Source organism: Cytobacillus pseudoceanisediminis (genome assembly GCF_023516215.1).
In the GTDB taxonomy this organism is placed as follows: Bacteria; Bacillota; Bacilli; order Bacillales; family Cytobacillaceae; genus Cytobacillus; species Cytobacillus pseudoceanisediminis.
The window spans coordinates 4,401,980-4,415,861 of sequence record NZ_CP097349.1 but is presented as its reverse complement, the minus strand read 5'-3'; the positions used below and the strand labels follow the sequence as shown (position 1 = coordinate 4,415,861).

At 43.2% G+C, this 13,882-nt stretch carries 12 protein-coding genes and 1 pseudogene; all 13 read right to left on the bottom strand.

Features of this window, described 5'->3' with window-relative positions:
* Nucleotides 1-20: 20 nt before the first annotated feature.
* Nucleotides 21-470: a tripartite tricarboxylate transporter TctB family protein gene (locus M5V91_RS23770; protein ID WP_019380629.1), complete on the bottom strand. Its 450-nt coding sequence runs from the start codon at nucleotides 468-470 to the stop codon at nucleotides 21-23.
* Between the two features lie 12 nt (nucleotides 471-482).
* Entirely contained in the window at nucleotides 483-1,460 is a 978-nt protein-coding gene (locus M5V91_RS23765) for a tripartite tricarboxylate transporter substrate binding protein (protein ID WP_019380628.1), read from the bottom strand.
* Between the two features lie 182 nt (nucleotides 1,461-1,642).
* Nucleotides 1,643-2,329: a response regulator gene (locus tag M5V91_RS23760; protein WP_009332190.1), complete on the bottom strand. Its 687-nt coding sequence runs from the start codon at nucleotides 2,327-2,329 to the stop codon at nucleotides 1,643-1,645.
* 21 nt (nucleotides 2,330-2,350) lie between these two features.
* Nucleotides 2,351-3,643, bottom strand: coding sequence for a sensor histidine kinase (locus M5V91_RS23755; protein ID WP_284521528.1), 1,293 nt, complete (start codon nucleotides 3,641-3,643; stop codon nucleotides 2,351-2,353).
* Nucleotides 3,644-3,705: 62 nt separating this feature from the next.
* Nucleotides 3,706-3,936, bottom strand: coding sequence for a hypothetical protein (locus tag M5V91_RS23750; protein WP_284521527.1), 231 nt, complete (start codon nucleotides 3,934-3,936; stop codon nucleotides 3,706-3,708).
* Nucleotides 3,937-4,311: 375 nt separating this feature from the next.
* Nucleotides 4,312-5,622: a UDP-N-acetylglucosamine 1-carboxyvinyltransferase gene (gene murA, locus M5V91_RS23745; protein ID WP_251174299.1), complete on the bottom strand. Its 1,311-nt coding sequence runs from the start codon at nucleotides 5,620-5,622 to the stop codon at nucleotides 4,312-4,314.
* A gap of 33 nt (nucleotides 5,623-5,655) precedes the next feature.
* Nucleotides 5,656-6,399, bottom strand: coding sequence for a YwmB family TATA-box binding protein (locus tag M5V91_RS23740; RefSeq protein ID WP_217035403.1), 744 nt, complete (start codon nucleotides 6,397-6,399; stop codon nucleotides 5,656-5,658).
* A 272-nt stretch (nucleotides 6,400-6,671) separates the two neighbouring features.
* A complete protein-coding gene (locus M5V91_RS23735) occupies nucleotides 6,672-6,923 on the bottom strand; it encodes a DUF1146 family protein (protein WP_009332194.1) in 252 nt (83 codons plus the stop codon).
* A gap of 291 nt (nucleotides 6,924-7,214) precedes the next feature.
* Nucleotides 7,215-8,728: pseudogene (nuoN, locus tag M5V91_RS23730) on the bottom strand (NADH-quinone oxidoreductase subunit NuoN).
* A gap of 6 nt (nucleotides 8,729-8,734) precedes the next feature.
* Complete coding sequence (gene nuoL / locus M5V91_RS23725; RefSeq protein ID WP_439649948.1) at nucleotides 8,735-12,115, bottom strand: NADH-quinone oxidoreductase subunit L; 3,381 nt, start codon at nucleotides 12,113-12,115, stop codon at nucleotides 8,735-8,737.
* Between the two features lie 144 nt (nucleotides 12,116-12,259).
* On the bottom strand, nucleotides 12,260-12,574 hold the full coding sequence (nuoK, locus tag M5V91_RS23720) for an NADH-quinone oxidoreductase subunit NuoK (RefSeq protein WP_009332198.1): 315 nt from the start codon (nucleotides 12,572-12,574) through the stop codon (nucleotides 12,260-12,262).
* Complete coding sequence (locus M5V91_RS23715) at nucleotides 12,571-13,092, bottom strand: NADH-quinone oxidoreductase subunit J (RefSeq protein ID WP_019380621.1); 522 nt, start codon at nucleotides 13,090-13,092, stop codon at nucleotides 12,571-12,573. Before M5V91_RS23715 ends, nuoK begins: the two co-directional genes overlap by 4 nt.
* Nucleotides 13,089-13,508 carry an NADH-quinone oxidoreductase subunit NuoI gene (gene nuoI / locus M5V91_RS23710; protein ID WP_009332200.1) on the bottom strand — a complete coding sequence of 140 codons (420 nt, stop codon included), beginning with the start codon at nucleotides 13,506-13,508 and terminating at the stop codon, nucleotides 13,089-13,091. The genes M5V91_RS23715 and nuoI overlap by 4 nt, the downstream gene beginning before the upstream one ends.
* Nucleotides 13,509-13,882 lie beyond the last annotated feature (374 nt).

The window sequence follows — 13,882 nt, the reverse complement described above, 5'->3', positions numbered from 1 at the left end:
CTAACTTCTCACCTCCATATTTATGGTAAACTCACACCCAATAATTCACTAAAGCCGTACCAGGTTATGAACGAAAATGAAACCGTGACAATGATATTAGCCTTCCACTTCTTCCATCCATTCACATAGAAGAGCAGACATCCCAGGAAAATAATGGTAGAAGCCAGAAATCCAAAAGGTTCGAAAATAAAAGCGTAAATCACTCCCAGGGCGATGGTCACTGCTATTAATTTCAATGTTCTCCCCTCAAAAAGCCCCTGGATTTTCCCATTATGTTCATGCAGGGTTTTTAATTCGTTAAAGAGATAGATGACGCTAAGCACCAGCATGAAAATACTTAATCCTATCGGAAAGTATAAAGGCCCGTTTGGGTTTCCGAGATTTGCCTTTGGAATGGCGAATGAGCTGATTAAAAAGAAACCGGCAATGATGATCATTAACAAAGGCATTCCTATTTTTACGGCTTTCATCCCATCGCTCCCTTACTTAACCAATCCAGAATCATTGATCAGATCTTTGTATAACTTCTCCTGTTCATCAAAAAACGCTTTGGTTTCTTCACTATTTTGATAGAAGTCATCCCAGTCATTATTCTCAAGCAGCTTCTTCCATTCATCCGTTTTAACCATTTCCGTTAACTTCTCATCCCAATATTTGATTTCTTCTTCAGTCATGTCAGGCGGGCCCATAATACCTCTCCAGTGAGGAAAGACCATATCTATTCCTTCTTCCTGAAGTGTAGGCACATCTTCGAGCTCTTCCAATGTCTTATCAGAGGATACAGTCAAGATTCTAAGCTTTCCAGCCAAGTGCTGATCCTTAACCTCTGATAACGATGTGGTTACAGCATCCACATGGTTCCCCATCAAAGCGGTAACCACATCTCCCCCGCCACCATCATAAACAAGGAAATTCAAATCTGCTGGTGTGATCCCTTTCATGTCTGCAACCTGTACAAATGCCAGATGGTCATCATTTCCTAATCCAGGGCCAACTCCGATTTTAATGGACTTTGGATCCTTCTTGATCTGGTCCATTAAGTCATTGATGGATTTATATGGAGAATCAACCGATACGGCAATTGCCTGCCATTCAGTGGCCAGAGTTGCTAACGGAGTAAATTCTTTGTGCGTCAGCTTACTTTGTCCCAGTAAATTATTCGTCAGGAGCAAACTCGAATTTACTGCAAGGTTATGAGAGTCTTTGCTGTGCAGATAGTTCCAGCCCACCTCACCGCCGCCTCCCGGCTTATTAATGACATTTACATTACTCTTGACTAGTTTGTTATCTTTTAAGATTTTCTGTACGGATCGGGCAGTCAAATCCCATCCTCCACCCGGAGATGCAGGGGCTACAATTTCAATGTTCTTAGAAGGGTAATCTGCACTGTTAGATGCTTTACCTGATGAACATGCCGAAAGCAATACTACAGATAATATTAATATTCCAAGTTTTTTCATGGTATCCACTCCTTATAAGTTATTTATTCTGAATTTATAATAAATTCTAAACACCATAGTGTAAACGTTTTCAAAAAAATGTCCATATAAACCTTTATATGCATTTTGTTCATTATGTTCATATGTTCATTGGTTCACATTTTTATAAAAAAAGAAAAAGCCCTGATCACTCGGACCTTTCCTCATCCTTCTTTTATGTAATAATTTCGTTCCGGCCGTCCTACAATCCCATACTCCTGCTCCACATACGCTTTATTGGCACTTACCAAATATTCAAGATACCTTCTGGCCGTAGTCCTGGATGCGCCCATTTTTTCGCCAACCTTGTCAGCGGACATGCCTTTCGTCTCTTTCTTTAGTATTTGGCTTACTTTGTTTAAGGTAAGGTAGTCAATTCCTGCTGGCAAATCAAGTTTATCCTCTTTCACCTTGCGGCTTCCAAATAACCGGTCAATGGCATCCTGATTCACTTCCGCTATTGAGTCCAGGATCTGCTTATCTTTCCTATATTTCTCAACTGTTCCGACAAAGGTCTCCATTGTTACCGGCTTAATCAAATAGTTATGGACGCCAAATTTCAAGGCTTTTTGCAAATATTCTTTTTCTCTGGCGGCTGATATCAAAATAACATCCAGTGTGGGGAACTTTTCACGGATTTCCAGCAGCAGGTCTGTTCCCAATCTATCCGGCATATATATGTCCAGCAGCAGCAAATCCACTTGATGGACGTTCAATAAATTCATGGTTTCCCTAGCATTTAAGGCCTTCCCGACTAACTTCATGCCCTTAACCCTTGATAAAAATTCTTCATGGATTTGCGCAATTCGGAAATCATCCTCAGCAATTACAACATTGATTACCCCACTCAAATTCCCCTTTATAAGAGATAATCATTTTGGCAAGTAGACAGTGAACACCGTACCATTTTCTTCATTACTGTCAAATTCAATCATTCCGCCTAATGATCGTGCTTCATCGTTTACATTCCCAAGTCCATATCCTCTATGTTTTCCCTTAGAAGAAAAACCGGTTTGAAAAATAAACGGCTTATCCTCATCCTTAATTCCCTTGCCATTGTCATTGATTTCAAAAATTACGTCATTTCCGATATCTGTCACAAAGAAATGAACCATCTTTTCTTCTTTTTCTGCAACGGCATCAAATGCATTATTAATGAGATTTCCCAAAATAATGATCAGGGAAGATAGCTTGAATTTTTCCGGTAGGGATTCCAGCGAGCTTTCTGGGTCAATAACAAAATTTATCTTCTTTTCCGATGCCTGCGCCATTTTCCCTAATAGGATAGCCTGGACTTTTTCATCCTGTATTTTCGATAGTAATAAATCTTCCTCTATTGAATGGATATGTGCCTCATTTTTAATAAACTCAATCGCTTCCCTTTTCTTATTCAGCTGAAGAAGGCCGAGAATGGCATACAGCTTATTGGTGAATTCATGAGCTTGAGCTCTCAGGTCATCGGAATACTGCCTAACCTCGGATAGGGCATCAATCATATGCTTAATCTCTGTCCGATCACGAAAGCTTCCGACCATCCCTTTCTTTTGTTCTTCTTCAATAATTGGCTCAGTGCTGACGATCATAATTTTATCTTTGTATTGTATTTCAACATTCATTTGTTTTTCATTGTTTGAAAGGATCTTTAACATTTCTGAGGAGCCAATTACTTCAGTTAAGGGCCGACCTTCTGCCTGTGCCTCAATATCCAGCATATGCTGTGCAGACGAGTTCATCATGGTGATAACTCCTTGTGCATCCACAGCAATGATTCCCTCTCGCACCGATTGCAGGATTGCATTTCTTTCTCTGAACAAAGCGGCAATTTCATATGGTTCCAGATTGAGAGTATCTTTGCGAATGCTGTTGGCCAATAGGAAGCTTCCAAAAATCCCAATGATTAAGATCAATACGGAGGCCTTTAGAATCTTTGCGATGTCATCCCAAATAGAAATATATATCGCATCCATTTCATATAAAACAACGACTGTACCCTCCACTTTTTTATATGGCCCATAATCCACCATAACTGGGGCAATCGCTTTAAGCACCTTTCTGCCGTTTTCCGTTGTTTGGAGTACGTAATAGCTCCCATAAGTAAGCGCTTTATCTGCATTGTCATTATTCAGCATTTTATATAAACCCTGTTCATCTGTTGAAGCAATCATCCTCCCATCACGGCCCTGAAAAAATACAGTCATGGGCTTGGATTGATATTTAATCTGGTCCATCAATATATTGATATTTTCATATTCGCCGCCATGCCGAAAAAATCTTGCAGGGCAGGCATATAAGACAGGGTCTTGGCCGTTTCCAAGGAAATTTCCCTCGCCTTTACCACATCATCAGCCTGCTTCATATAAATAAATAGACCTGATAAAGAAGTGATGATAAATATAATCAGCATGAGGACCAATCCCAGAATTTTCACCTTCAATGAAACCTTTAGGAATTTTTTCATGATATCTTCATTAGCTGTTCACTATATCCCATCTTTTTCTATTATATTAGTATAAATATTCAAAATTATCCATGAATACTTCTTACTAGTCGGCCAATAAGAAAAGCGCAAGCGCCTTCGGAACAAGCCGCTTGTTCCGTGCGAAGAACACCCAAGGAAGCTTCCCTTAGGTGCTCACCCCCGACAAGCACAAGTCGAGCCTCTCGGAGAGGGCTGGAGCAGTAATCAACGTTCAAATGTTATTAATATCAGAAATTAAAAACCGCAGAATCGATTTGTCAGTCCTCTGACAGCTCGATTCTGCGGTTTCAGTTTGGAATGCGCGCAAGGCGACTATTTTGACGACTTGCAGGTGGCCGCCTTGATTGGCATTACTTACGCGTTCATGTCAGAAACAATGCTGTTATTAACAGGTGTTTCTTCCACTTCTGTCACACGTTCGATATCTGCACCGAGTGCAGCAAGCTTTTCGTGGAAATTCACGTATCCGCGGTCAAGATGCTTCAGCTCTGTTACGCGTGTTACGCCATCTGCCACCAATCCAGTCAGGATCAACGCAGCGGCTGCACGAAGATCTGTAGCAGCTACTTCTGCACCCTGCAGATTGCTTGGTCCGTTCATAATGACAGAACGGCCTTCAATTTTAATATCAGCGTTCATGCGGCGGAATTCCTCCACATGCATGAATCGGTTTTCGAATACAGTTTCCGTGATCACACTTGTACCCTGAGCATGAAGCAATAGGGCCATCATCTGTGATTGCATGTCTGTCGGGAAGCCAGGGTGAGGCATTGTTTTAATATCAGCTGCCTTTAATTTATCTGGACCCAGTACACGAATTCCTTCAGCTTCTTCGATGAAGGTAACACCCATTTCTTCCATCTTGGCGATCAAAGAAGCGGAATGCTCAGGAACAGCACCCTTTACAAGAACGTCTCCGCCTGTTATGGCAGCTGCTACCATGAATGTACCTGCTTCAATGCGGTCAGGAATGATGTTGTGCTCTGCACCAAACAGTACGTCCACGCCTTCAATGCGGATCGTGCCAGTTCCTGCCCCTTTAACCTTGGCACCCATTTTATTCAGGAAGTTAGCTAAGTCAACAATTTCCGGTTCCTTTGCTACGTTTTCCAAAATCGTTGTGCCTTTGGCTAATGTTGCAGCCATCATAATGTTTTCCGTAGCACCAACACTAGGGAAATCGAGATATATTTTTGCTCCATGCAAGCGGCCTTCTGGTGCTTCCGCTTCAATAAAGCCATTACCAACCTTTACTTTCGCACCCATCGCTTCAAAGCCTTTTAAATGCTGATCGATCGGGCGGGAACCAATTGCGCAGCCCCCTGGCAATGCCACACGGGCACGGCCATTTCTTGCTAATAAAGATCCCATGACTAAAACTGAAGCACGCATTTTGCGTACATATTCAAAAGGTGCTTCTACCTTCAACTCTCGAGATGCATTTACTGTTACTGTATTATTTTCAAACTCCACTTCGGCGTTTAAATAGCGTAATACTTCATTAATAGTATATACATCGGAGAGTGTTGGGACATCACGAATTACGCTTTTGCCATCACTTGCTAACAGTGTTGCGGCGATAACCGGTAAGACAGCGTTTTTTGCTCCTTCTACTTTGACAGTACCGCTTAACCTATTTCCGCCGCGGACGATGATTTTATCCAAAGTGTATTCCCCTCCGCGTCCAATTTCTCTATATTAATATTCAATCGTAATGATGGGTGTGCCAATAACTATGTTTGTCTTGGCGCCCATTCCTTGTGTCCGTAATCCAAGCTGCATGTTCATTTTATTGCCATTTGTCTCAATGGATTCACCAAAGAGCGGTGAATTTGCTGATGCTGAAATAAATTGGTCTTCTTTTAGTGCTTCTATTTCTGTTGCATTAAAAGCTGCCAGCAATTGAGCTGCAGTATCAGGCAAAGACTTATTCATCTTATCATTGAATTCACCCTGGATACAAGAGAAAATTGTGGCATTTCCTCGAAAAATGTCAGAAATCTTACTTTTCAGTTCTGCAGCCAGTTCGCTTTGTTCTTTCTTCCACCCCTGACCTTTGGCCTCATAAATCACATACGTCTGAACTTGACCTTTTGTGGGGGTCGATAAAACTTTTACTGCTTCTGACTGAGTATCTGTTTTCATAATAATAGCTTCTGCTTCCCAAGCCTTTTCTGATCTTTGAAAGCTCCATTCCCAATCAGGATATTTCGACTGCAATTCATCGGTGAATGCTTTCACTTCCTGAAGGGTTTGAAGGTTTTCCATTTTTTCTCTCGCATGCAAAGTCCAATTCTTGATTAAAATATTCTCGCCCTGTAAAACCGAGGCCATCGTTAACAGGTCAAGCTCCCCTTTGGCTACAGTCGTCTTATTCCCAATGTTTATCATCATGAAACCAATAATGGCAATAATGGATAATGTCATGAATAATTTTTTCATCTCTAAACTCCTCCCCTTAGTACCATTGTTACCAAGGATAGAGAGAGCATACTTGGGAATTGTCGTCACTTTTTGACAAACTGAAAAGGCAGCAAAATCACTGTTAACTCCGATGCTATTCCTGCCCTTTTTTGCATACTTTGAAAACCATTTCACAAACTAGTATGTATGCAGGAAAACAAGCAACAAAAAGATTTTACTCAATAATTATCAAAATGAAAACATGTATGAAGACCTATATTTATAAAAAATATGGCCATCAAATGCATCTCCTAAAGAAAGGTGATGTTCTGCAGAATAAGCGGCAGCTGCTGGGACCATAGAAGATAATCGAGAAAGAAATTGCTTACGGCTGATCCAATCACAATGGAAAGCAGAACATACAGTACCCTTGCCTGAAAAACATGATTCGCCCGCAATAGCGTTTCGAACCGCAGTGCCTGAAGTGCCCACCAGGCCAGCGCAATAAACACCAGATGAGACATAATGCTGATAAGTGCCTGTTGCCCAAATCCTGATACCATCTTCTTCCCTCCCTTAACAATTTGCCACGTCGCTTACCTGCTTTGTGCGCTACAATACCATTTGACGTTTATCTTACCAGGTAAGTTTCACGAATGGATATTTTTTGAAAATTAAGTTTCTTTCTTTTTCGCAGTTTATATGTCCATTATATCGAATTGTCGAAAAAACACGAAGTGTAAACAGGGGCAAACAAAAAGAAGGGAAAAATCCCCCTCTCTTATTAATACCCCTTTTGTCCCCTTTTTGTAAAAGCTTTTTTATAATCCCCATCCTATAAAGCGATTTTAACCTTACTGAAAGAAATCAGTGAACTGATTGAAATTGCCCTGCAGGAAGTCAAATGCGATATTCGGTGCAACTCCAAATAGGATTGTTGCTGCCAGGCTAATTCCGATAACAGCTGTTAATGCAGCTGGGATCTTAACCTTCCCTGTATCACCTGCTGGCCTGAAGAACATTTGCACCATTACGCCGAAGTAATAGAAGTATGAAACAACTGTTGTCGCAATCATAATCGATACTAATACATAATGTCCTTCACTCGGCACTAATGCACCCATAAAGATATTCAGTTTGCCAATAAAACCGGCTGTTCCGGGAATTCCTGCAAGCGAGAGCAGGAAGATGGCCATGGCAATGGCCAGGAACGGCGCGCGGCGGTATAGGCCGGCAAATTGGCTGATATCTTCAGAGCCCGATTTATGTGTTACATGCTGGATGATCGCAAAAGCACCCAAGTTCATGAATAAGTAGGCTCCCAGATAAAACCAGAGTGTATCAAACATGAACAATGACATGCTCGCAATGACGACCAGCAGATAACCAGCCTGTGCGATACTGGAATAGGCAAACAAACGCTTGATATTCCGCTGTCTTAACGCAATCAGGTTCCCAATGATCATCGTGGCGCCGGCCAGGAAGGCTATGTAATCCTGGAGAGCAAGAATCATCGGCAGCCCCTGAGCCTCACCGGATGGTGCATTTGAAAAGATTGAGAACAGGATGCGGATTATAATGATGAACCCGGCTGTTTTAGAAACTACACTTAAAAAAGCTGTTACAGGTGTTGGTGCGCCCTGGTACACATCAGGCGCCCACATATGGAACGGTGCTGCTGCCAACTTGAAGGATAGCCCCACCACAATCATAAAGAACGCAAGGCCAAGCAGGTAAATATGCTGCTCGTTATAGACGGATGTCAAAAATCCTGCCATTTCCTTTAAGTTCGTAGTTCCAGTTAAACCGTATACATAACTCATTCCAAACAAAGTGATTGCTGTGGCGATACTGCCATTTATCACATATTTCATGGCAGATTCATTTGAATGCAGATTTCTTTTTCTCATGCCTGCCAGAATATAAGACGAGATGGAAAGAAGCTCAAGTCCCACAAACAGGGTGATTAAGTCTCCGCTTGAAGACATGATCATCGCTCCAAGCAATGCAGCCATGAATAAATAGAAAAATTCCCCCTGAACTCTTCCAATCCTTCATTTGGCTCATAGCCAATGGCAATCAGCAGTACCATTGCCGATCCGATCAAAAGCAGCAGCTTAAAAGCTTTTGCAAATGAATCAAGCCTGAATGTATCAAGCAAAATGGATTCCGGGCCGTGTCCGATAAGGCCAAGTAAAGAAACAAGTGCTGCCAGAATTCCGGCAAAGCCGACCCAGCCGAGAATTTTACGGCTTTGTGATTTCGGCATAAACAAATCCATTAGTGAAAGAGCGGTCGCAACACCAAGGATGATGAACTCCGGCGTCATAATGCCCCATTCATATGATAATAATGTTTCGAGATCCATCCTTCATCACCCTCCTATCCCCAGCATGATCGTTTCAAGTGTTGATGTCAGCGGTTCGCTCAGTACACTCGGATAAACACCAATCAGGACAATTAAGCCGACTAAGACCAGGACAGGCACAAACTCAAACTTCTTCATATCCGTTACGCCGGCAAAATCTCTAAGCGCTTTGCCGTATGTGATGCCCAGTACCGCTCGAAGCAGGTAAACAGCTGTCATAATGATTCCGATCGCACCGACTGCGGCAAGAATCGGCATTTCTTTAAACAGGCCAAGGAAGGCCATAAATTCACTTACAAACCCTGACATGCCAGGCAGGCCAAGTGAGGCCATAGCCCCTGCAAGCAGGAAGCCTGCTGTAATCGGCATCCCTTTTGCCAAACCGCCGAGATTTTGAATATTGGATGTTTGAACGCGTTCATAAAAAACACCGACAAGGAAGAATAAAAGTGCTGCGATTAAACCGTGGGAAACAACCTGGAAAATCGCCCCCTGGATTCCTGCCTCATTTAATGCGCCTAACCCGATTAAAACGATTCCCATGTGGGAAATAGAGGAGTAGGCAAGCACCATTTTAAAATCGGTCTGAACAAATGCCAGAAATGCTCCATACAGTAAATTCACGACTCCGAGTACAGCCAGCCATACAGCAATACTTTGGAATTGCTCAGGAAATATTCCCATACCAAAGCGGATTAAACCGAAGGCACCAATTTTCAAAAGCACTCCGGCATGCAGCATGACGATTGATGGCGGAGCTTGTACGTGCACCCTTACCATCCAGCTGTGCAGCGGGAATATAGGAAGCTTCACTCCAAACGCAATTAAAAGCGCAATCAGCATGCCCATTTTCATATTTTCAGAGATTGGCGCAACTAGCTGCGGATTATCCGCGTTCATTGCGGCCATCAAAGCATCAATATTAGCTGTGCCAGTACGGGCAAACAGCACCATAATGACAATCAGCAGCACAGCAGATCCGAGACCGTTATAGATCAGGAAGCTGTAAGCGGCATTTTCCTTTTCAAAGTAACCCCATTTCCCGATCAGGAAGAAGGTCGGAATCAAGGTGATTTCAAAGAAAATAAAGAAAAGAATCAGGTTTTCAGCCGCAAATACACCAAGCATGCCGACTTCAAGCAGCAGGAACAGCATGAAGTAGCCCTTCCATTCTTTTTTAATATGAATAGAAGCAATAGCTGCCAGTGTAGAAAGCACAGCAGTGAGCACAACCATGATTAATGAAAATCCATCCAGCCCCAGTTCATAATCAATGGAAAAAAGGTTGCCCAGCTGGCCGGAATCTCCAAACTGAATCCAGCTGACTTTTTCATTCAGCTGTTCCAGACTTGCACCTGCCCGGTATTGAAAATAGGCTATCAGCGCCAATATCAGTGCCGGAATGGTAGCCAAAACTCCTACGGTCTTGATCAATGTTTCCTGTGTTTTCGGCAGGAATGATAATACTAAAATACCAAGGAGCGGGGAGAAAACTAAAATGGATAGAAAATACGCTAAGTTCATTTTAAGTACCCCCGTAAACGCATAGATGACAACTAAAATAGCAAGCCCGACAAACGCTGCTGTTCCGTATGTCTGAATCTGGCCATTTTGAAATTTAGAACCCAGTCTTCCGAGTGCAGACGTGATTCCAGTAACGCTCTTCACGAGTCCCTCAACCAGGAACACTTCCAGGAATCGCAGAAATGAGCTAATGAATTTCGCACCATTCACCACTGTCAGCGAATAGAGTTCATCAATATAGTATTTATTGTACAGAACGTTGTATGAAAGCGGCATTCTGCTTGTAAGCCAGTCACGGGCAAGCGAACGTTTGCCGTACATTAGCCAGGCAAGGAAAATTCCAAGCAGGGATACAGCAGTGGCGACAATCATTATCCATGCAGGTCCCTCAATATGGCCATGGCCCAGAGCATGGTTATCTTCCACGAGCCAATCACCAAGAAACGTACCAAACCATGGCGTATTCACATATCCAGCCACTACAGCCAGCACTCCTAGGACCACCATTGGCAGCGTCATTACACTAGGCGACTCGTGAACATTTTTCATATCGATTCTTGCTTCACCAGCGAAAACCATAAAAAACAGACGGAACATATAAAATGCCGTAAAGAACGCAGCAATCACCGCTAGCCAGAACAGTACTGTATTCCCATGCGCCCAGGCAGCAATTAAAATCTCATCTTTACTGAAGAACCCTGAAAATAATGGAACCCCGCTGATCGCCAGTGTCCCAATCAGGAATAGAGGGCCAGTCACGCGCAGCTTTTTCCATAATCCGCCCATATGTTCAATATTCTGTGTATGAACCGCGTGGATGACACTTCCGGCTGCAAGAAACAGCAAGGCCTTGAAAAAGGCATGTGTCATTAAATGGAATACACCGGCTACATATCCGGCAGAACCGAGCGCCAGCATCATATAGCCAAGCTGGCTGACGGTTGAATAAGCGAGCACCCGCTTTATATCCTTTTGGACCAGGCCGATGCTTGCCGCAAAAATGGCTGTGAATGCCCCAATTACAGCAACAGTCATCAGTGCTGTTTCACTTGCTGTAAACAGCGGGAACAGCGCTGCCACTAAATACACACCTGCCGCTACCATTGTCGCAGCATGGATTAATGCGGAGACCGGCGTCGGTCCTTCCATTGCGTCCGGAAGCCAGGTATGCAGCGGGAATTGGCCCGATTTACCGACAGCCCCTACAAAGATAAGAATGGCTGTTAACGTAATCATTGTGCCAGAAATGGCACCAGCTTCAACAGCTGCAAAAATTTCATCATACTCAAAGCTGCCAGCCTGCCAGAATAATAGAATCATTCCGATCAAAAGGCCGACGTCCCCAATACGGGTCATGATAAATGCTTTTTTAGCCGCAGCCTTTGCTTCCTCTTTGTAAAAATAGAATCCGATCAGCAGGAAGGAACCAAGTCCGACAAGTTCCCAGAAGAAGTACGTCTGAAGCAGATTAGGCGAGATGACAAGGCCCAGCATGGCAAATGTAAATAACCCTAAATAAGCATAGAAAACAGGGAAGCGGTCATCACCCTGCATATACCCTTTCGAATACGTATGTACCAGGAAACTGACAAGTGATACAATTACCAGCATCAATGCATTTAACTGATTAACTTCAAAACCCGCTGTTAACTGAACATCCCCTATAGTCAGCCAAACGCCTTCTGCTTTAAAAGTTGGTGCCGAAAACCGGTCAAATAGCACCAATATTGAATAGACAAGCGATGCCAGGGTAAACAGAATTCCTATATAAGCACTCGCTTCTTTTAGCCGTTTGCCGAATAAAATAAGGAACAAAAACGATAAAAGCGGGAAAAGCGGTATGATCCATGCATTCTCCATCATTATCACAATCCCCTTTTTGAACACACCCTAATGCTTGGCGTGTCAGATTGGGACCTTTTTTCAGGTCCATAAAGGCGGCGCCATATATGGCAGCCTTCACTACTCTCTATTCTCAGCCAGTCCGGCTGCATTTCCACAGTCTCTTTAGTGCTTCATAGCATCCATTTCATCAATATTAACACTCTTTTTATTACGGTACAGAGCAATTAATATCGCCAGGCCAACTGCTGCTTCTGCTGCTGCAACAGTGATTGTAAACAAAGCAAATATCTGGCCTGTTATGGATGGCATAATGCCGTATTTGCTGAATGCCACCAGATTGATATTGACCGCATTCAGCATCAGTTCGATTGAAATCAGGACAATCACGGTATTGCGCTTTGTCAAGGCACCATACAGCCCGATGCAGAAAAGAATTAAAGCCAATGCCAGGTAGGCTTGAACGGGAACTGTACTCATTCCTTTTCCGCCTCCTTTTCATCATCTCTCTTAGCCAAAACAATTGAACCAATTAAAGCGACCAATAATAGGACAGATGTTACTTCAAATGGAATTATGAATTTTGAGTAAAGCTCAATTCCGATTTGCTCTGTATTATTGACATGAAGGTCATTCGGTGCTGACGGCAAATCGAGGTTATAAATCCCGATGTACACCGCGAAAGCAAAGCCAAGCACACCCAGGAATAATAACAGCTTTCGAAAGCGTCCTGTTTTCGGCTCGCTTGTATCGTTATGGCGTGTCAGCATGATTCCGAACAGCATGATGATGGTAATGGCACCGGAGTAAATTAAGATCTGAACGGCAGCCAGGAATTCAGCTGAAAGCAGCACATAAATTCCGGCAATGCTTACAAATGTAAATACCAGAGCGACAACCATATGCACGACTTTGGTAAGGTTTAATAAAAGCACGCCGCCGATGACCGCAACTAAAGCTAGAGACATAAACGCTAAAAACTCACCTGAAAACGTCATGCTTTATTCACCTTCCGTATATTTTCATCATTTTCATCAAGCCATTCAAGATTTTTAAACAGCTCATCCCGGCTATATTCCGCCAGTTCAAAATTATTGGTCATGATAATCGCTTCGGTTGGGCAGACTTCTGTGCACAAGTCGCAAAGGATGCAAATTTCGAAATTGATGTCATAGGTATCAATGATTTTTCCCTTTTTGGCAGGGTCCGGATGCTTTTTGCCTGTCAGCTGGATACAATCGGTTGGACAAATATTTGCACACTGATTGCACACGATGCACTTTTCAGGATAAAACTTTTGAATTCCCCTGAACCTGTCCGGAAGCGGAAGCGGTTCATTCGGATAGTCATAGGTTACCTTTTTGCGTGTCAGGTTTTTTAGGGTATACGATAATCCTTTCGCTAAACCAAGCATGTTTTTTCACCCCTTGTTAAGAAATGCATAAGGCGCCCGCTTATCGGCGACAAGCATAAGACGAGCCGGCTAAAAGGTTGTTTTTTTACCTTTTGGACGGATTGGCTTAGACCCGAGAGCCGATGGCGCCTGGAGCTGGACAATTTTAGAAATGCGGAAGCGCCTTGCCCACCCCCGACAAGCACAAGACGAGCCCTTTCAGAAGGTGTTCTTTCCTTCTGAAAGGGATTGGCTAGTCTTTCGTCCCTAGGAGCCGCAACTAGACAAGCTTGTGACCTCGAGGGGGTAGGCGCTCCTAAAAGCTAACGCTTTTTAGTCCTGCGATGAAGATGCTGTCGAATCGTTCCTTGTGGAGCTAGACAGTTCACGAAACT